Annotated in this window: 16 protein-coding genes; 8 read left to right on the forward strand and 8 right to left on the reverse strand. The window is 58.8% G+C overall.

Features of this window, described 5'->3' with window-relative positions; translation table 11 throughout:
* Positions 1-197: 197 nt before the first annotated feature.
* Positions 198-2288 carry a carbon starvation CstA family protein gene (locus tag VEB01_RS22005; protein WP_324879287.1) on the reverse strand — a complete coding sequence of 697 codons (2091 nt, stop codon included), beginning with the start codon at positions 2286-2288 and terminating at the stop codon, positions 198-200.
* A 354-nt stretch (positions 2289-2642) separates the two neighbouring features.
* Here VEB01_RS22005 and VEB01_RS22010 point away from each other — a divergent pair, with 354 nt between their 5' ends.
* Positions 2643-4259, forward strand: coding sequence for a methyl-accepting chemotaxis protein (locus VEB01_RS22010; protein WP_324879289.1), 1617 nt, complete (start codon positions 2643-2645; stop codon positions 4257-4259).
* 176 nt (positions 4260-4435) lie between these two features.
* Positions 4436-6241: a putative bifunctional diguanylate cyclase/phosphodiesterase gene (locus tag VEB01_RS22015; protein WP_324879291.1), complete on the forward strand. Its 1806-nt coding sequence runs from the start codon at positions 4436-4438 to the stop codon at positions 6239-6241.
* A 28-nt stretch (positions 6242-6269) separates the two neighbouring features.
* On the opposite strand, the gene VEB01_RS22020 is transcribed toward VEB01_RS22015, so the two are convergent.
* Positions 6270-7451, reverse strand: coding sequence for a pyridoxal phosphate-dependent aminotransferase (locus tag VEB01_RS22020; RefSeq protein WP_324879293.1), 1182 nt, complete (start codon positions 7449-7451; stop codon positions 6270-6272).
* A gap of 372 nt (positions 7452-7823) precedes the next feature.
* Here VEB01_RS22020 and VEB01_RS22025 point away from each other — a divergent pair, with 372 nt between their 5' ends.
* The 5 genes from VEB01_RS22025 to sufT are packed head-to-tail and all read left to right on the forward strand — an operon-like array spanning position 7824 to position 11817.
* Positions 7824-9149 carry a TRZ/ATZ family hydrolase gene (locus tag VEB01_RS22025; RefSeq protein ID WP_324879295.1) on the forward strand — a complete coding sequence of 442 codons (1326 nt, stop codon included), beginning with the start codon at positions 7824-7826 and terminating at the stop codon, positions 9147-9149.
* Positions 9146-9856 carry a bifunctional 2-polyprenyl-6-hydroxyphenol methylase/3-demethylubiquinol 3-O-methyltransferase UbiG gene (gene ubiG, locus VEB01_RS22030; RefSeq protein WP_324879297.1) on the forward strand — a complete coding sequence of 237 codons (711 nt, stop codon included), beginning with the start codon at positions 9146-9148 and terminating at the stop codon, positions 9854-9856. Before VEB01_RS22025 ends, ubiG begins: the two co-directional genes overlap by 4 nt.
* A 4-nt stretch (positions 9857-9860) precedes the next feature.
* Positions 9861-10538 (forward strand): HAD family hydrolase, encoded by a 678-nt coding sequence (locus VEB01_RS22035; RefSeq protein ID WP_324879299.1) that lies wholly within the window; start codon positions 9861-9863, stop codon positions 10536-10538.
* Complete coding sequence (locus tag VEB01_RS22040) at positions 10535-11257, forward strand: SDR family NAD(P)-dependent oxidoreductase (protein WP_324879301.1); 723 nt, start codon at positions 10535-10537, stop codon at positions 11255-11257. The genes VEB01_RS22035 and VEB01_RS22040 overlap by 4 nt, the downstream gene beginning before the upstream one ends.
* Positions 11258-11262: 5 nt before the next feature.
* On the forward strand, positions 11263-11817 hold the full coding sequence (sufT, locus tag VEB01_RS22045) for a putative Fe-S cluster assembly protein SufT (RefSeq protein WP_324879303.1): 555 nt from the start codon (positions 11263-11265) through the stop codon (positions 11815-11817).
* A 121-nt stretch (positions 11818-11938) separates the two neighbouring features.
* On the opposite strand, the gene VEB01_RS22050 is transcribed toward sufT, so the two are convergent.
* The 4 genes from VEB01_RS22050 to prmB form a co-directional block, all read right to left on the reverse strand.
* Complete coding sequence (locus VEB01_RS22050) at positions 11939-12478, reverse strand: DUF2058 domain-containing protein (RefSeq protein WP_324879305.1); 540 nt, start codon at positions 12476-12478, stop codon at positions 11939-11941.
* A gap of 84 nt (positions 12479-12562) precedes the next feature.
* A complete protein-coding gene (locus tag VEB01_RS22055) occupies positions 12563-13705 on the reverse strand; it encodes an MFS transporter (RefSeq protein ID WP_324879307.1) in 1143 nt (380 codons plus the stop codon).
* Positions 13706-13746: 41 nt separating this feature from the next.
* On the reverse strand, positions 13747-14847 hold the full coding sequence (gene aroC, locus VEB01_RS22060; protein WP_324879309.1) for a chorismate synthase: 1101 nt from the start codon (positions 14845-14847) through the stop codon (positions 13747-13749).
* A gap of 24 nt (positions 14848-14871) precedes the next feature.
* The gene (gene prmB / locus VEB01_RS22065) at positions 14872-15795 is read right to left on the reverse strand and encodes a 50S ribosomal protein L3 N(5)-glutamine methyltransferase (RefSeq protein ID WP_324879311.1); all 924 of its coding nucleotides are present in this window, start codon (positions 15793-15795) and stop codon (positions 14872-14874) included.
* A 161-nt stretch (positions 15796-15956) separates the two neighbouring features.
* Between prmB and VEB01_RS22070 the strand changes: the two genes are divergently transcribed.
* Positions 15957-16526, forward strand: a complete 570-nt coding sequence (locus VEB01_RS22070; protein ID WP_324879313.1) for a Uma2 family endonuclease — start codon at positions 15957-15959, stop codon at positions 16524-16526.
* A gap of 104 nt (positions 16527-16630) precedes the next feature.
* On the opposite strand, the gene argC is transcribed toward VEB01_RS22070, so the two are convergent.
* Positions 16631-17662 carry an N-acetyl-gamma-glutamyl-phosphate reductase gene (argC, locus tag VEB01_RS22075; RefSeq protein ID WP_324879315.1) on the reverse strand — a complete coding sequence of 344 codons (1032 nt, stop codon included), beginning with the start codon at positions 17660-17662 and terminating at the stop codon, positions 16631-16633.
* Positions 17663-17904: 242 nt separating this feature from the next.
* Positions 17905-18240 (reverse strand): integration host factor subunit alpha, encoded by a 336-nt coding sequence (locus tag VEB01_RS22080; protein WP_324879316.1) that lies wholly within the window; start codon positions 18238-18240, stop codon positions 17905-17907.
* Between the last annotated feature and the right edge of the window lies 1 nt (position 18241).

Below are 18241 nucleotides of genomic sequence, written 5' to 3' on the forward strand. Positions count from 1 at the left end.
ATGCTATCCCACAAAATGTCGCCCATGCGCATGGCCGATCGCCCTAAGAAGCTGTTTTCAAACGCCATGAGCACCTATTCCGGATAGGACAGGGTAACGAGTGTAGGAATGCTTTCTGTAAAAACTTATGCTTCTCTGACTTCCTTTTGTCGCATCGGACAACCCGAGGTTTTCTGGGCCAACCGCCGCCCATTTCATCAATCCCTCACCCAGTCCTCGATCAGCCGGCTCGGGATGTGCGGCGATTCGCTGAGCGGCGGATGGGGCTTCCTGGCCAGAATAAGCCCGCAGACTCGCAGCGTATCCGCGGCCAAGATCCAGGAGACGGCCAGGAACAGCGCGGTCAAACCGGCGTCGAGATAATCGTTGAAAATGAGCTGCGGTGCCTTGGCGGCTTGATCCGCGGGCAAAAGGCCCGCCGCCAGCTTGTCGCTTAAATCCCGGGCGTGAGCCAGAAAGCCGATCCGAAGCTCCGGGCTGAACAGTTTCTCCCATGCGGCCGAGGTGGTGACGATCAGGAGCCACGCCAGCGGCATACCGGTCACCCAAGCGAAACGAAGCTTCCCCGTTTTGACCAGGATGGTCGTGGCCACGCAGAGGGCGATCCCCGCCAGCATCTGGTTGGCGATGCCGAACAAGGGCCACAAGCTGTTGATGCCGCCCAAGGGGTCGATGACGCCGATGTAGAGCAGATAACCCCAACCGGCCACCACTAGCCCGGACGTCAGAATTACGCCCGGATACCAGGAGGTCCGCCCGAGCGAAGGCACCCAATTGCCCAGCACGTCCTGCAACATGAAGCGGGCGACGCGGGTGCCAGCGTCCAAGGTCGTGAGAATGAACAGTGCCTCGAACATGATGGCGAAGTGGTACCACAAGGACAAAAGCCCTTGCCCGAAAGCGCTGGCGAAAAGGCTGGCCATGCCGACCGCCAAGGATGGTGCGCCGCCGGTGCGGGCGAACAGGGTGGATTCTCCCATTTGCTGTGCCAGTGCGTACATTTGTCCAACGGTTACGGGAAAGCCCCAGGCGGTAATCTTCGCGGCCGCCTCCGCCGCCTCCTTCCCTACCACGCCCGCCGGGCTGTTGATAGCGAAATAGACGCCGGGATCGAGCACCGTCGCCGCCACCATGGCCATGATGGCCACGAAGGATTCCATCATCATCGCCCCATAGCCGATGAAACGGGCGTCGGCCTCATTGGCCAGGAGCTTGGGCGTGGTGCCCGACGAGATCAGCGAGTGAAAGCCGGAAATGGCGCCGCAAGCGATGGTGATGAAAACGAACGGGAACAGCTTGCCGCCGAAAATGGGGCCGGTGCCGTCGACGAACCGGGTCAGGGCCGGCATTTTCACTTCGGGATGAAGGATGACAATGGCCACCGCCAAAGCCCCGATCGTTCCCAGTTTCATAAATGTGGACAGGTAGTCGCGCGGAGCCAGAAGCAGCCATACGGGCAACACGGCCGCGGCGAAGCCGTAGGCGATAACCATCAGCGCCAGTTGCGGGCCGTCGTAGTCGAACCAGTCACGGAAGCCCGCCATGCCGTCGACGACACCGCCGCCCCAAACCGAAAACAGCAGCAATCCGACCCCGAGCACCGTCGCCTCGATTACCCGTCCAGGCCGTAGCTTGCTCATGTAGACGCCGATGAGCATGGCGATGGGAATGGTCGCGCCCACCGTGGACGTGGCCCAGGGACTATGCTTCATGGCGTTTACCACCACCAGGCCCAGCACCGCGATAAGGATGATCATGATGCACATGACGCCCAGCAGCGCCGCGTTGCCGCCGATGGGACCGAGCTCGTCGCGCGCCATCTGGCCGAGCGAGCGCCCGTCGCGCCGGATCGAACAGAAAAGAATCACGAAATCCTGCACGCAGCCGCCGATGACGGCCCCGATCAAAATCCACAGAGTGCCGGGCAGATAACCGAACTGCGCCGCGAGGGTCGGGCCGATTAAAGGCCCGGGGCCGGCGATGGCGGCGAAGTGATGTCCGAATACAACCCAACGATTGGTGGGCACGAAATCGCGCCCGTCGTTTAAGCGCTCCGCCGGTGTCGCCCGCGTGCCGTCCAGGCCCAAAACCTTGGCCGCGACGAAAGCGCTGTAGAAGCGATATCCCAAGGCATAGACGCAAACCGCGGCCGTCACGAACCACAGGCTGTTGACGCTTTCCCCCCGGTTCAAGGCGATGCCGCCCAGCGCCGCCGCCCCGATCAGCGCCACCAAGAGCCAAGTTATCGAGCTCTGAATACTCGACCTTCGTTCTGTTATTTTTCTCATTGCTCTCCTATCCGAAATAGCCGAGCCAAATGGCTTAAAAATGTGCCATAGGATAAGGCCAAAGCCGTTAAAGCGTGAATTTCGGGTGTGCCTGTTTGTGAAAGAACCCCGGTATTTCCCGTCCGACTCCGGCACTTTCCGTTAAGAGCGATACAACGCTTCTGCATCTAATGGCCGGATCTTACGGCTATCTGATGAAAGCGGATTAGCTCGAACCCTGCGCGCGCCTTGCGGTCAGCGTGGCCAGGCTGCCGCCATGCCCGGCATTTCCCAAAATTGTCACAATTTCGTGACATATTTCATCGACCCTTCCACTGGCGTCCAGCAGCACTGTTTTACCTAAACGTCTCGTTCATGACTTTCAAGCAAAAAATTTTTCTCTCTGCCATCGTCAGTTTTTTGTGTGTCGCTCTAATTACCGGGCTCGCCTGTTGGGGGCTGCTGGTACAGTCCGACAGCGTCGCTAAGTTGCACTTAAAGATACAGGCACTGAAAAGCAGTGCCGAGGCGGATCGACTGCATCACGGGTTGTTCGGCGTGGTGAGCCGTGCCTTATTGCTGGATCCGAACGCGACATCGGAAGAGCGCGAAGCTATTCCGAAAGCGCTGCGGGAAAATACCGAGCAACTGCGGCAGTACGTCTCGTCGCTGAGCACCTACAATCTTCCCGAAGCGGCCGTACGCGAACTGGATGCGGTCAAGCCTCTGCTCGATCTCTACGAGTTTGACGCCAATCTGCTGGTTTCGAAGGCATTATCCGATGCGGAGACGCACCGTAATCTTCCTCCCGATTTTCTGGGCACGTTCCGGGAAATCGAGACCAAACTCACGGCCTTGTCCGGCATGATCGAAAACGCGGCGAACGAGGCCAGCGCCGAAGCCGACCGGTCGAAGGAAAAAACGCTGACGATGCTGATGGCCTTTGGACTCGCGACTTTGGTCTTGTCGATACTTTCTTGTATCTACCTGTACCGAGGCGTTTATCTGCCCTTGCGGAAGGTCGCCGACCATTTCGCGGCCATTAGCCGAGGCACCAGTGACTTAACCATTCGCCTGAATGATCAAGGCCGAAACGAAGTCGCCTCGATTGCCGCCAGCTTTAACCGCTTTGCGGCCAAGCTCCAGGACACCTTGCACCAACTGCTGGAATGCAGCGAGAAAATCACCGAAGAATCCAAACACTTGCTGGAAGTCAGCGATTCTGCGAGACAAGGTGTCCAGCAACAGCAGGGTGGAATACACCATTTGGTTGCGGCCGTAGAACAGATCACGGTCGCGATTCAGGAGGTCGCGCGCACGGCGCATATCACGGCTGAGGCCGTTCAGGAGACGAACCAAGAAACGCGGGATGCCAAGCAGACCGTAGACCGGGCGACGGCAGCGATCGACGCTTTGGCTAGCAATATGGGTAAAGCTACCGAAGTCGTCGGCACCTTGGAGCAACAGACCGAACGCATCGGCGCCGTTTTGGACGTGATACGCCATATCGCCGATCAAACCAACTTGCTGGCCCTTAACGCCGCCATCGAAGCCGCGCGAGCCGGCGAATCGGGACGCGGCTTTGCCGTCGTCGCCGAAGAAGTCCGAAGCCTGGCAAGCAAAACCCAGCAATCGACCGCCGAGATTCAAGCCACCATCGAACAGCTTCAAGCGGAAGCGAAATCCGCGGTCCAGGCGATGGAGGACGGCCGTAATCAAATGGCAGTAACCGTAATCGAGGCCGGCAAGGCGGGTGAAGCCCTGGCGCGAATCACCGAGATGATCGGCCAGCTCACCGATATGAATACTCAGGTCGCCAGCGCCGCCGAGCAACAAACGGCAGTCGTCGGCGACATCAATCGAAACATCGTCGCCATCGGACGCATCTGCAACTCCACCGCGGAGGGCGCGACCCGGTCCGCTCAAGCGGCCCGCGACTTGTCGCTGACCGCCGGTTCCATGAACCGTGTAACCGGGTTGTTCAAGGTCTGACGCTATCGTTGGGCGGGCAGCCTCGACACTTAGAAACCATCCCGAGCGGCCAACCCTTCCACAGGTTCAGGTCGAACGGCCTACCGGGATAGATTCTTAGACGGATTTGCCGCCCCGCGTCGGATCAACCTGAAATCCGAGGCTATTTTGCGTTTATATCTCAGCGAGACAATCCCATGAGTCCGATGAATCCCTTTCCGGTAGTACACGAATATCTGGGACAGAGATTTCCGGATATGGACGTCTCGGACGTTATTCAGCAAGGGACGGTGGCCTGTCTTCTAAAGTACGTGCCGCCATTGCCTCAGGATGCCGGCTGCTTGGACGTGCTGAGTATGTTCATCAAGGATCAGGGGCTTTATTCGGTCGCCATAGTCAACGAGCACTTCGTTCCCGTGGGAGTCATCGACCGGCAGTCCTTGGTCGAAATCTTTATCCACCCTTTTGCGCGTGATTTGAATCACAAGAAAACGATTCGTGAATTCATGGACCCCAACCCCATCGTCATCGACGTCCACACCGGCATTGACGATCTGGCCGGAATCATCATCGATGCCGGAATGCGCCACATGGTGAACGGGTACATCATCACCCAAAACGGCTTATACGCCGGGATGGGCACGGGCCACGATCTCCTTGACGAGATCACCCGACGAAAGCAGGCTCATCTCTATTATCTCGCTCATTTCGACCAGCTCACGGGACTTCCGAACCGTTTGCTGTTCGAAGACCGCTTGCAGAGGGCGTGTTTGAATGCACAGAGAGGCGGGCGTGTCCTCGCGTTGCTTTTTATTGACCTCGACCGCTTCAAATTCATCAACGATACCTTTGGACACCCGAGCGGCGACTTGCTCCTCCGAGGGGTAGCCGAACAGCTCGTGTCCTGCATTCGCAAGTGCGATACCGTGGCTCGTTTAAGCGGGGACGAGTTCACGATTATTCTCGAAAATATCAAGGGGATATCGGATTCCATCTTGGTCGCCGAAAACTTGGCATCCGCATTGAGCAGACCGTTCTCGATTCTCGGGAACGACCTGCACATCACATCGAGCATCGGCATATCGCTCTATCCCGACCACGACGCGTCGCCGGAGGGATTGATTCGCAAGGCGGATGCGGCCATGTACAAGGCCAAAGAAAGCTATCGTGGCCGCTGTCTCGTATACGATGAAACGATGGACAGTGGCGTGCTCGAGCGATTGACGATTGAAGCAGGGCTGCGTTTAGCGCTTGAGCGCAATGAATTCGCGCTCCACTACCAGCCTCAATGCAACGCAGTCACAGGCGAAATCGTAGGAGTGGAAGTCCTGATCCGTTGGCACCACCCGCAATTGGGACTTGTTTCTCCCGCCAAATTCATCCCGATCGCTGAGGAAACCGGACTCATCGTGCCCATTGGTGAATGGGTGCTTCGGGAAGCCTGTCGGCAACATATCGACTGGAAAAATCAGGGACTTCCCCCAATACGGGTCGCCGTCAATATTTCGGCCGTTCAGTTCCGCCAGAAGGACTTCCACCAGTTGGTACAAAAAATTGTCGAGGAAACCGGGATAAAACCCGAATGCCTCGAACTGGAGCTCACCGAGGGTGTCGTCATGGGCGACGCTCCTTCGACGATCGATTCTCTGGCCCAGCTTAGGCACTTGGGAGTAAGGCTTGCCATCGACGATTTCGGCACGGGATATTCGAGTCTCAGTTACTTAAGAGAATTTTCCTTGGACCGGCTCAAGATCGACCAGTCGTTCATCCGCAATATCGACAAGGTTCCGGCGAACCTTGCCATTGTGCGCGCGATCGTGGCGCTCGGAAAAAACCTGGGGCTGGATATCATTGCGGAGGGCATCGAAAGCAATTCGGAGCTGGCCCTGGTTGCGGCGAACGATTGCGCTGAGGTACAGGGTTACCACATCTCGAGACCCGTACCGGCCGACCATTTCGTCGAATGGTTCCTGAGCCGGAACGATCGTCAAACGAACCTCTAAACCGGCACCGGTTAACTTACAGCCGTCTTCACACGCCGACAATCGCCCGCACTCCCCATACAAGCCGTCTCATTCCCTCTGCGGCCGTCTCGGGTTCCAGGGCTCCGTAGGCAACCCGCAGATAACAGCCCTTTTCCAGTCCGAATGCCGTGCCGGGAATGACGGCCACTTTGTGTTCCCGGATCAGCCGTTCCGCGAGCGTCATCGAATCAAGATCGGTATCGATCTTCAGCAGAATGTAGAAAGCGCCCTGGGCTTCCGGAACGCGGCAGATATCGGCCAGGCTCTGTAATTCGTCCAAAACGATATCGCGAACCCGGCCGATGGTCGCCAGCCTCTCGCGGCAATAGGCGGAACCCGTTTCGAGCGCGCCGGCCGCGGCGTACTGCGAAATTAAGGGCGCGCAGATGAGGTTGGTGTCTTGGGCCTTCAGCACCGCTTCGTACAGATGCTCGGGAATCACCATGTAGCCGATGCGCCAGCTCGCGAAACCGTAGGCTTTGGAGAGCGAGAACAGCGATATGGTGTGCGGCTCCGAACCTTGCCCGGAGACCGGCGAAAAATGCTTCGCGCCGCCGTAGGTGAAATACTCGTAGGCTTCGTCGCTGATATGGTAAATCCCCTGTTCGCGGCAAATGGCGTTGACTGCCCGCAAAGCGTCTTCCGAATAAACCGCCCCGCTGGGATTGTTCGGCGAGATCGTGACGATCGCCCGCGTCCTATCGGTAACGGCGGCTCGGATGAGATCGGGCCGCAGTTGATAGTTCTCGTCCGTGGACACGAACACCGGCGTGCAATTGAGCATCCGGATCGCCATTTCCTGGTTGAAATAATAAGGCAAAGGCAGGATGACTTCGTCGCCCGGATCGGCGATGGCGAACAGGGCATTGAGAAAGCCCATGTTGCCGCCGGCCGTTACCACGATGCGTCGTCCCGTGCCGGAGGCAATCCCGTTCTCCGCCGCCAACTTACGTTCGATCAACTCGAGCAGCCGAGGAATGCCCTGAGCCGGACCGTACTTCTGATTTTCCGGTTTCACGAAGAAATCCCGGATCGCTTCGCTCGCCGTGGGCGGCGGACCGTAAAACACCACACCCTGCCCGAGCGAAATCGTCCCCGGATGGCGGCGGATTAGCTCGGCAACGACGGGAATGATGGGCTGTTGCACCGCGCTCATGCGCCGGCTGACCCTCGGTTGATGCATCGTCATGTCGCACTTTCAAAAACACGAATTGTAAGACGCTTTGCCGCATCGGTTAAAATGCCCCTTCGTTCGGCGCCAGCAATTCTCATTTTGCCCTGAAACCTGAATTTCGTAGGGTGGGTTAGGCGCGCACCGGGACAGGTTTGGTGTTGGTCACTGGGCTCAGAGCGCGCCGTAACCCACCAGGATAGCGTGGACCACCCTTTTCGGTGGGTTGCGCGCCGAGCACCAAGCTCCGTCCGAGTTCTCGGAGGCGCACCTAACCCACCCTACCTAGGACACGCGGGTTTCGGAACAAAATGAGAATTGCCGCGTTTGGCGCAAAATGCACAAACCCGACGCATCGTGATAAAGTTTAGTGAAACGCTAGGTTATCGAATGTTTATCGACACTCTGCTGAAGGCGCGCTGGATCATTCCGGTGGAGCCCGATCGTACCGTACTCGAACACCATGCTCTCGCCATCGATGGCGGAAGGATCGTCGACATCCTGCCGGCCTCTGAAGCCGAGGCCAAATATCAAGCCGCGTCGGTGGAATCGTTCGATCATCATGCCTTGATTCCGGGTTTCGTCAACGCCCACACCCATGCCGCCATGTCCCTATTGCGTGGCGTGGCCGACGATCGGCCGCTGATGGAATGGCTGCTCGACCATATCTGGCCACTGGAGCAAAAATGGGTCGGCGAAACCTTCGTGCGCGACGGCACCGATCTGGCGATGGCCGAGATGATCCGCGGGGGCGTCACCTGCTTCAACGACATGTATTTCTTCCCCGAGGTCACCGCCCGCCAGGCGGCGCGCTGCGGTATGCGCGCCGTAGTCGGCATGATCCTGGTCGATTTCCCGAGCGCTTGGGCGAGCGGTCCCGACGATTATCTGTCCAAGGGGCTGGCGCTGCACGACGAACTTCGTCACAACCCTTTGGTAACCACGGCTTTCGCGCCCCATGCGCCCTACTCCGTTTCGGACGAGCCCTTGCTGAAAGTTCGAACCTTGGCGGCGGAGCTGGACCGTCCGATCCACATGCACCTGCACGAGACCCAGGACGAAATCGAGCAGAGCCGGCAGCGTTACGGCATGCGCCCCATGAAGCGGCTTCAGCAGCTGGACCTCCTGGTTCCATCGTTTGTCGCCGTGCACATGACCCAACTCACGGATGAGGAAATCGACCAGTTCGCCGAATCCGGCGGCAGCGTCGTACATTGCCCCGAATCGAATCTGAAACTGGCGAGCGGCTTTTGTCCCGTCGCCAAGCTTATCAAGGCGGGCGTCAATGTCGCCATCGGCACGGACGGCGCGGCCAGCAACAACGATCTGGACGTGATGGGCGAAATGCGCGCCGCGGCATTGCTAGCCAAAGCGGTCTCGGGCGACGCCAGCGCGGTTCCGGCCCATACCGCGTTGCGCATGGCGACCCTCAACGGCGCAAAAGCCTTGGGACTCGAAACGGAAATCGGCTCGCTGGAAGTCGGAAAGTCCGCCGATATCGCGGCCATCCGCCTCGACGACCTCGAAACCCAACCGCTGTACGACCCGATCTCGAACGTCGTCTACGCGGCCGGACGCCATCAGATCAGCGATGTTTGGGTGGCGGGACGCCAGCTTCTGAAAAACCGCGAGCTGACCACTCTGAGCACCGAAGAGATTTTCCAGAAAGCCGCCGCCTGGCGGGAAAAATTAACCAGCGTACAGGAACGGCCATGACGAGCACCGAAAACGTCCACGAACATGAAATCCGGAAATTCGGCGCTCTGGCCGATCGCTGGTGGGACCCCGACGGCGAATTCAAGACCTTGCACGCGGTCAATCCCCTGCGCATCCAGTTCATCCGGTCGTTCGGAGAGGTCGAAGGCAAGCGCGTCGTCGACGTCGGCTGCGGCGGCGGGATACTCAGCGAGGGACTGGCTCGGGCCGGTGCTGAGGTGATCGGCATCGACCTAGCCGAAGAACTTTTGGACGTCGCGAAATCCCATGCGGACGAATCGGGGATCAGCCTGGATTACCGGCGGATCAGCGCCGAGGCGCTCGCCGAAGCCGAGCCGGGCAGCTTCGATATCGTGACCTGCATGGAAATGCTGGAACACGTGCCGGAACCCGCATCGGTGGTCAGGGCCTGCGCCAGACTGGTCAAGCCGGGCGGGAGGGTATTCTTCTCCACGCTGAATCGAAAACTCAAGGCTTATCTCCTGGCGATCGTCGGCGCGGAATACCTGTTGAACATGATCCCCAAGGGAACCCATGACTATGCGACATTTATCAAGCCCTCCGAACTCGGCCGCTGGGCGCGGGAGTCGGGGCTCGAGCTTTTGGGCATGGAAGGCATCGCGTACCACCCGATCACCGGGCAATTCAACCTGAGCCGCGACTTGGACGTCAATTATCTGGCCGCTTTCTTGAGACCCGAGGAATAAGCGCATGGCCGTAAACCCGACGGTTTCCGCCGTGCTGTTCGATTTGGATGGAACGCTGCTGGACACCGCGCCCGATCTGGTCTTCGCCGCGAATGCCGCGCTCGCCGAGGCCGATATTCCGCCGCGCTCCATGGCCGAACTCAAGCCCTGCATCTCGGGCGGCGCCGCCGTCATGCTGCGCTGTGCCCTCAATGGCGATTACGAGCAGGTACTTTTCGATCGAGTGCTGCAACGGATGCTGGAGCTCTACCAATCCCATGTCGCCGATCGCACCCAATTCTTCGACGGCATAGAATCCGTGCTGGACGCACTGGAACAGCGCGACGTTCCGTGGGGCATCGTCACCAACAAGATGAGCCGGTTCACCGATCCGTTATTGGAAAAGCTGAATCTGGCCGGTCGTGCCGGATGCGTCATCAGCGGCGACACTACGGCCGAAAAAAAGCCTCATCCCCTGCCCCTTCTGGAAGCCAGCCGGCGTTTGGACCTGACTCCGGAAGGTTGCGTCTACATCGGCGATGCTCCCGGAGACGTCGAAGCCGGCCGCCGAGCCGGCATGACGACTCTGACGGCGCTGTACGGCTATATCGCCGCAGGCGATGCGCCGCACGATTGGGGCGCCGACGGGCTGCTTGCATCGCCTCGGGATTTCCTTCCTTGGCTGGATGGGGCGCTGTCATGAGCAAATCGATGCTTAAAGATCATGTCATTCTCGTCACCGGCGCCGGGGGCGGGCTCGGCTCGGCCGTCTCGAAAACCTGCGCCGCCGCAGGCGCAACGGTCATTCTGCTCGGGAAGACCATACCCAAGCTGGAAAAGGTCTACGACGCGATCATGGCCGCCAGCGGGCCGCAACCGGCTATTTACCCGCTCGATCTGGCGGGTGCTACCGAGAACGATTACCGCGATCTCGCCGCCACGGTCGAGCGGGAATTTGGCGCGCTGCACGGCTTGGTGCATTGCGCCGCCGAACTCGGCGCGCTCGGACCTGTGGCCGATATCAGCGGCGGGCTGTGGCAACGATTACTGCACGTCAATTTGACCGCGCCGTTCTTGCTGACTCGGGAACTCCTGGGGCTGATATCGAAATCCGGCGATTCGGGCATCGTTCTCGTCACCGATTCGGTTGCCCGCACCGGGAAAGCGTATTGGGGCGCCTACGGGGTGGCCAAAATCGGCTTGGAAGGCTTCGGGCGGATACTCGCGGACGAGTTGGAAAGCCGCAAAGTTCGCGTTCATCTGTACTCGCCGGGCCCCATGCAGTCCCCGCTGCGCCGGCGCGCTTATCCGGCCGAGAACCCGACAGACTTGCCCCTGCCGGACGTCCATGCGGAGCAAATCGCCCGCCTTCTGAGTCCAAGCGAAACACCCTCACACGCTTATCTAGTTAACAACGCATAACGCCTATGTACGGTTACGGTCGCGAAAGCATAGTCCTTCAACGGGATGTCAACGTCGTGCAGATTCCCGACGGCACGCCCGGCTCACTGCCGAAAGGCCATGTCGTGGATCTATACCAGTCTTTGGGCGGCAACTTCACCGTGGTCACGGAAATGGGCAACATGGTGCGCATTGCGGGCACCGATGCCGATGCCTTAGGGAAAGAACCGCCAATCATGGGCAACCTGGTTAGCGGCACGGATTCCGAATCCGTGGAGAAAAACGTTTGGGAAGTGCTGAGAACCATTTTCGACCCGGAAATACCGGTCAACATCGTCGACTTGGGGCTGGTCTACCACTGCAAGGTGACACCCACCGAAGAGGGCAAAAACGACGTCGACATCATCATGACCCTGACCGCGCCGGGCTGCGGCATGGGCCCTGTCCTGCAGTACGACGCCGAGGCGGCGGTAAAGAATCTCCCCGGCGTGGACAAGGTGAACATTGAGGTGGTGTTCGATCCACCGTGGTCGCGGGACATGATGTCCGAAGTGGCGAAGCTTCAGCTGGGGATGATCTGATTGTCACGGCGAACTCCGTAGAGAGGTTGTAAAAAAACCGTCGCGAGCGGCCCAGATCTGCGTCGAGAAGCGCAGGCGCGGAGTCGGGCCGCGCAGTAGGTTTGTTTACAACCTCAGAGGTCTACCACATCAAATCGTCGGGCACCTTGTACTCCGCATATTCGTCATCGGCATCCCGCGATTGATCGGGCTCGTTGAGCAGGACGATTCGACTTTCGTCCCGCTGCTTAATTTTTTCGGCCACGGCCGGCGGGACGATTTCATACCGCGACTCCAGGCTGACTATCGCGAGCCTGCCGGCCGCCAGACTTTGATGTATCGCTTTGGATACATGGATGGTTTTGACCTTGTTGTCGTGCGCAAACCGGTAGGCAATCTCATCGTCTCCCGGCGCTACGCGGTTCATCTCGATTAACTGCTTGATTTGCGCTGCGAGCGCTTTTCTTTCCGCTTCTTTGGCTTTTTCAAGATTGAGTTGGCGGTCGCGCTCGACTTTTGCCGCCTTAGCCTCCTGAGCCGCGCGATTAGTTTCGTCTTTCGCAGCGGCCTTGCCATGGCGATTCTGCTTTTCCTGTTTTCGCGATTCCTTGCTGGCCTGCTTGACCTGCTTGTCGTTGACCAAACCCGTCTTTAGTAGTTGATCTCTAAGGGAGTTACTCATGCCAATGGCTCCTGTTTCATCTCATGTTCGTTTATTGATCGAAATAATGCCGTGTCTTTCAATGCATCTTCAACTGCGAATAGGTCAATTCTCTTCCCGCATCCCCACCGACGGCCAGGCGATAAGCAAAGCCAACAAGCTGGAGCCGGCCGCCGCCGTGTAAACCCAATGAGGTCCCCACGTCGTCCAGAAATATCCGCCGTAGAGACTGCCCAGCGCACCGCCCAGACCAAAGCTGAGGCCGCTGTAAAGAGCTTGCCCTTTGCCATGGTGAGGGCCTCGAAAATGGCGATGCACCAGATGGATGGCGGCCACGTGGGCGGAACCGAAACTCGCCGCATGAAGCAGTTGGCCCGATAGAATCAGCGCAAGACTGTCGATGCCCCAGGCGATCAAGAGCCAGCGCACCACGCTGAGGGCAAGGCTTGCCAGGAATATTCGCCTGAGACTGTAGCGCGCCAACAAGCGGTGCAAAAACGCGAACAGCACGATTTCCGCCAAAACCCCGAGCGCCCATAACTGACCGGTCTCGCCGCTGCTGAACCCGTGATCTTCGAGATAAACCGAGAAAAAGACGTAATAAGGGCCGTGCGCGACCTGTTGCAGTGTGCACGCCAGAAAGAACGCGATGACGTCGCCCCGCCTCAAGATATTCGACAGGGAACTCGGGACCATGCCGTGGGCTTCCTCCGGATAGCCCGGCACTATCAGACTCACCAGCCACAGCCCGACGAACAGCAAGACGATCAAGTGCGGCAGACAGCTAATGGCGAGCACGCCGTCCAAGGCCTCGCCGACCGCCGCGACCGCTACGATGAAGCCGATCGAGCCCCACACCCGCACCCAACTGTACCGGTGCGTGTCGTGATGCAAGTGATTGAGAGTAATCGTTTCGAAAAGCGGCAGTGTGGCATTCCAGAAGAAACTGAAGACCAGCATGATGAGGGCGAGCCAGCCGAACCCTTCCAGCCCGAAAATCAGGCTGAACGCGCACAGGGTCAGAAATCCGGCGAGTCGGATTAGCGGCAGAGTCCGACCGGTCCGGTCCGCCAGCCAACCCCAGATGTTCGGTGCCACGATCTTGGTCGCTGCGAGAATGGCCATCAACTGGCCGATCTCTGCCGCCGAGAATCCCGTGTCTTGGAGATAGAGCGCCCAGTACGGCAGAAAGGCGCCCAGGGCCGCAAAATAGAAAAAATAAAAGCCGGACAACCGGCCGTAAGGCACTTTACGCGCCGCGCGCATAGCAGACGGGATGAACGTTCGAGCTACGGAACCCTGGGCGGAATCGGCGCCAATTCCGTCCTCACGTCCAAATTCTGGGCCCGATGACGCAAGCAATGATCCATCAGCACCAAGGCCATCATCGCTTCTGCGATAGGCGTGGCTCGAATACCGACACAGGGATCGTGCCGGCCCGTGGTAATCACTTCCACCGGTTCGCCCCTGACGTTCACCGAATGGCCCGGCAAGCGCAGGCTGGAGGTCGGCTTCAGCGCGATGCTGGCGAAGATATCCTGCCCCGAGGAAATGCCGCCCAGCACGCCGCCGGCATGATTGCTCAAGAAACCTTGCGGACTCATCTCGTCGCGGAATTCGGTGCCTTTCGCCTCCACGCAGGTGAAACCATCTCCGATCTCGACCCCTTTGACGGCATTGATGCTCATCAAGGCATAGGCCAACTCGGCGTCCAGGCGGTCGAAAATCGGTTCGCCCCAACCCGGCGGCACGCCGGTCGCGACGACATTGATACGCGCGCCGATGGACTCCCCTTCTTTGCGGAGGGTGTCCATATAGGCTTCCAGTTCCGCGACCCTGTCGGGATCGGGGCAGAAGAACGGGTTGTTGTCCACTTCGTCCCAAATCAGCCGATCGATCTTGATCGGGCCGAGCTGGGCCAGATAAGCGCGGATCGTCACGCCGACCCGCTCTTGCAGATATTTCTTGGCGATGGCGCCGGCAGCCACCCGCATGGCCGTTTCGCGGGCGGAGGAGCGCCCGCCGCCGCGGTAATCGCGGAAGCCGTATTTCATGTGATAGGTGTAATCGGCATGCCCCGGCCGAAAACGGTCGGCGATCGTGGAGTAATCCTTGGAGCGCTGATCCACGTTCTCGATCAGCAACCCGATGGGGGTCCCCGTGGTGCGGCCTTCGAATACGCCGGACAGAATCTTTACCTCGTCCGGCTCGCGGCGCTGCGTGGTGTGCCGGGATTTGCCGGGGCGCCGGCGCTCCAGTTCACCCTGGATGTCGGCCTCGGACAGCTCCAGGCCTGGCGGGCAGCCGTCGACGATGCAGCCGATCGCAGGACCGTGGCTCTCGCCGAACGAGGTGACGGTGAATAATTTTCCGATGGTGTTTCCGGACATGTCAGTGCTTCTTGTGATCTCGGACTAACTTTCCGCGCGAAGAGCCGCGCCGAATTGGTTCACCTGCTCCGCCGTCAGCAGAAACACGCCCTCGCCGCCCCGCTCGAAATCCAGCCAGCAAAAAGGAACTTCCGGGTACGCCGCTTCCAAAGCTTCGGCGCTACTACCCACTTCCACGACGAGGATGCCCTCCGGCTTTAGGTGATGATGGGCGTCCCGGAGAATACGCCGCACGCAATCCAGCCCGTCCTCGCCGGCTTCCAATCCCAACCTCGGCTCGGCGTGATATTCCGGCGCCAACCCGCGCCACTCGTCCAGGTTTACATAGGGCGGATTGCTGACGATCAGATCGTAGCGCCGATCCCCAAGCTCGGAATAAACGTCCGACCTAATGGCGCTCACCCGGTCTTCCATGTGATGCTTTTCGATGTTGATTCGCGCCACGTTCAGCGCATCCGAGGAGATATCGACGGCATCGACTTGGGCATCCGGAAAGGCGTAGGCGCAAGCGATGGCGATGCAAGCGCTGCCCGTGCATAGATCGAGTACGTCGTGCACCCGATCCGCTTCGATCCAGGGATTGAAATGGTTTTCGATCAACTCCGCGATGGGCGAGCGCGGCACCAATACCCGTTCGTCCACGTAGAACGACAAACCCGCAAAAGAGGCATCGTGCGTGAGATAGGCGAGAGGCTTGCGCTCCACAATTCGGCGCTCGATGAGCTCAAGGACGCGCTCCCGCTCGTCCATGGTCAAGGTGGACGCGAAATAGCCGCCGGGAAGGTCATAGGGCATATGCAAGGCATGGAGCACCAGGGCAGCGGCTTCGTCCAGCGCGCTGGCCGTGCCGTGGCCGAAAAACAATTCCGCTTGCACGAAGCGGCTGGCAGCCCAACGGATGTAATCGCGGATGGTGGTTAAAGTTGCGGACGGATGGGATGTAGACATGGCCGAAGATTCCGATAGGGCGGGTATTGTAATCGAAAATCGCCCCGAACCGACGAGGTTTACGGGAAATCCGTTGTTGGAACGGGCGGCCGTATATACCCCAACCCACGCAGAATGCGACCGGGGCGTATAATGACTATCATCTGAGCCGGAGAATCGTCATGCTAAGCCGAAAACACGAGATCCTCAGCGAAGAGGAATATCTACGGATGGAACTGGACAACCCCGCGCGTCACGAGTACGTGGCCGGCGAAGTGTTTGCCATGACCGGAACCACGCTTCGCCATAACATTATTGCCGGTAACTTGTTTGCCGCCCTACGCGCCCACTTGCGGGCAACCCCCTGCCGGGTATTCATGGCCGATGTACGGGTGCGGGTGGAAAAGGCCAACGCGCATTACTATGCGGACATTCTGGTAAGCTGCGGTCCCGGCGTGCAAAAGATAGACCTTCAAACCCGTGCGGTGGACGACCCGTCATTGATCATCGAGGTACTTTCCACTCATACCGAAGCCACGGATCGGCGGGAAAAGCTTCTGGCGTACCGCACTTTGCCTTCCCTAAAGGAGTACGTCTTAGTCAGCCAGAATGAGGCGCGGGTGGAAATCCACCGCCGCCTTCCCGAGTCCGGCTGGGAAAACATCGAATACTCCGGCCCGGAAGTCGTGGAATTCGCCTCTGTGGATCTGAGGCTGGATATGCGTGAAATCTACGAGGGCCGTACCCATTGACGCCCTTACTCTGGACCCGACGCGCATGTAAACAGTCCCGCTGGGGGACGTCCGACCGATTCGCTTGAGACCTCTGCCCCTCAGTCGATTCGAACCGCGGCCTTTTAAGGATAAAGCCCAATGGTTCTGAGTCCCGCCGTTTCTTCCAAACCGAACATCAGGTTCATGTTCTGCACCGCTTGCCCGGCCGCGCCTTTCACCAAGTTGTCGATGACCGACAAAATCACCACCGTATTGCCCTCCAAAGGCCGATGGACGGCGATTTGGCATCGGTTTACGCCGCGCACGTTGCGCGTGTCGGGATGAGAACCGGATGGCAAAATGTCAACGAAGGGCTCGGTGCGATAGCGCTCCTCGAACAGTGCCTGCAAGTCGCTGTGCTCGGCGCTCAACTCGGCATAAACCGTGGCGTGAATGCCTCGAATCATGGGGATCAAATGAGGCACGAAAGTCAGGCCGACAGCCTGCCCGGCCGCCTGCTCCAGTCCCTGCTTGATTTCCGGCCAATGGCGGTGGCCTTTGACGCTATAGGCCTTGAGGCTCTCGCCCGTTTCGCTCATCAGGATGGGAATTTCCGCTTTCCGCCCAGCGCCACTGACGCCCGATTTCACATCGGCGATGATATGGTCCAAGCGAATCGCGCCCGACTCGACCAACGGGAGCAATCCCAATTGAACCGAGGTCGGATAGCAACCGGGACAGGCGATCAGCCTCGCCGATTTAATCATTGCCCTATTCACTTCCGGCAGACCGTAAACGGCTTCTTCCAGGAGGTGCGGAGAAACGTGCGGCTCCCCATACCAATGGGCCCACACGTCGGGGTCTTTGAGGCGAAAATCGGCGGCCAGGTCGATGATTTTGACGCCCCGTGCCAACAATGCTTCGGCCATTCGCATCGCGGTGCCGTTGGGCGTCGCGAAAAACACCGCGTCGCAGCCGGCCAGCGCATCCACTGAGGGCTCGACAAAGATGGTATCGACGAAGCCTCTCAGATTCGGATACAGCTCATCGACTCGCTTTCCGGCATCGGCGCGCGAGGTCACGAGTGTTATGGTGACGTCAGGATGAAGCGCGAGAATCCGCAACAACTCTACACCGGTATAGCCGGTGCCGCCGACGATGCCTACTCGGATCATGTTCGGCTCTCTTGTTCGAAAGGGTTGAGGGTGATAAGTGAAAAAAAGAGGTTAAACCGAGGCATCCAGCGCCGCAAGCTCAACAATCAGCAATGGATGTACAGATAAGCGGGTTGAGTGCCCCGTTTCCATCGGCAACCGGTTCATGTTCAGCTGTGCTTGGCCGACGCCTGAACCCGTGATAGGGCTTGTTTTTTATCAGCCGGTTATGGGACTTAAACCATCTTGAATAGTAACGGGCCTCAAGACTTCGCAATGGGCGACCCAACTTTTTGCCGAGCGTTTTCTTCTTCCGAATACGCCTCGACGCTTACCTTCAATTTTTGCCCCGGTTTGAACGTCACCACACGGCGCGCGGTTATCGGAATTTCTTCACCGGTTTTTGGATTTCTGCCGGGTCGCTGATTCTTGTCGCGCAGGTCGAAATTGCCGAATCCGGATAATTTCACCGAACTCCCTTGCGCCAAGGCGGTCTTGATCTCTTCGAAAAACTGGTCGACCAACTCCTTGGCATCCCGCTTGTTAATGCCGTGGTTTTCGAAAAGCTTCTCAACCATGTCTGCTTTGGTCAGTGCCATC

This window comes from Methylocaldum sp., from assembly GCF_035627495.1.
In the GTDB taxonomy this organism is placed as follows: Bacteria; Pseudomonadota; Gammaproteobacteria; order Methylococcales; family Methylococcaceae; genus Methylocaldum.

Excerpts from the sequence above, each read along its gene's own strand:
- VEB01_RS22005 (WP_324879287.1), bottom strand. The coding sequence starts at position 2,288 with ATGAGAAAAATAACAGAACGAAGGTCGAGTATTCAGAGCTCGATAACT.
- VEB01_RS22010 (WP_324879289.1), top strand. The coding sequence starts at position 2,643 with ATGACTTTCAAGCAAAAAATTTTTCTCTCTGCCATCGTCAGTTTTTTG.
- VEB01_RS22015 (WP_324879291.1), top strand. The coding sequence starts at position 4,436 with ATGAGTCCGATGAATCCCTTTCCGGTAGTACACGAATATCTGGGACAG.
- VEB01_RS22020 (WP_324879293.1), bottom strand. The coding sequence starts at position 7,451 with ATGACGATGCATCAACCGAGGGTCAGCCGGCGCATGAGCGCGGTGCAA.
- VEB01_RS22025 (WP_324879295.1), top strand. The coding sequence starts at position 7,824 with ATGTTTATCGACACTCTGCTGAAGGCGCGCTGGATCATTCCGGTGGAG.
- ubiG (WP_324879297.1), top strand. The coding sequence starts at position 9,146 with ATGACGAGCACCGAAAACGTCCACGAACATGAAATCCGGAAATTCGGC.
- VEB01_RS22035 (WP_324879299.1), top strand. The coding sequence starts at position 9,861 with ATGGCCGTAAACCCGACGGTTTCCGCCGTGCTGTTCGATTTGGATGGA.
- VEB01_RS22040 (WP_324879301.1), top strand. The coding sequence starts at position 10,535 with ATGAGCAAATCGATGCTTAAAGATCATGTCATTCTCGTCACCGGCGCC.
- sufT (WP_324879303.1), top strand. The coding sequence starts at position 11,263 with ATGTACGGTTACGGTCGCGAAAGCATAGTCCTTCAACGGGATGTCAAC.
- VEB01_RS22050 (WP_324879305.1), bottom strand. The coding sequence starts at position 12,478 with ATGAGTAACTCCCTTAGAGATCAACTACTAAAGACGGGTTTGGTCAAC.
- aroC (WP_324879309.1), bottom strand. The coding sequence starts at position 14,847 with ATGTCCGGAAACACCATCGGAAAATTATTCACCGTCACCTCGTTCGGC.
- prmB (WP_324879311.1), bottom strand. The coding sequence starts at position 15,795 with ATGTCTACATCCCATCCGTCCGCAACTTTAACCACCATCCGCGATTAC.
- VEB01_RS22070 (WP_324879313.1), top strand. The coding sequence starts at position 15,957 with ATGCTAAGCCGAAAACACGAGATCCTCAGCGAAGAGGAATATCTACGG.
- argC (WP_324879315.1), bottom strand. The coding sequence starts at position 17,662 with ATGATCCGAGTAGGCATCGTCGGCGGCACCGGCTATACCGGTGTAGAG.
- VEB01_RS22080 (WP_324879316.1), bottom strand. The coding sequence starts at position 18,240 with ATGGCACTGACCAAAGCAGACATGGTTGAGAAGCTTTTCGAAAACCAC.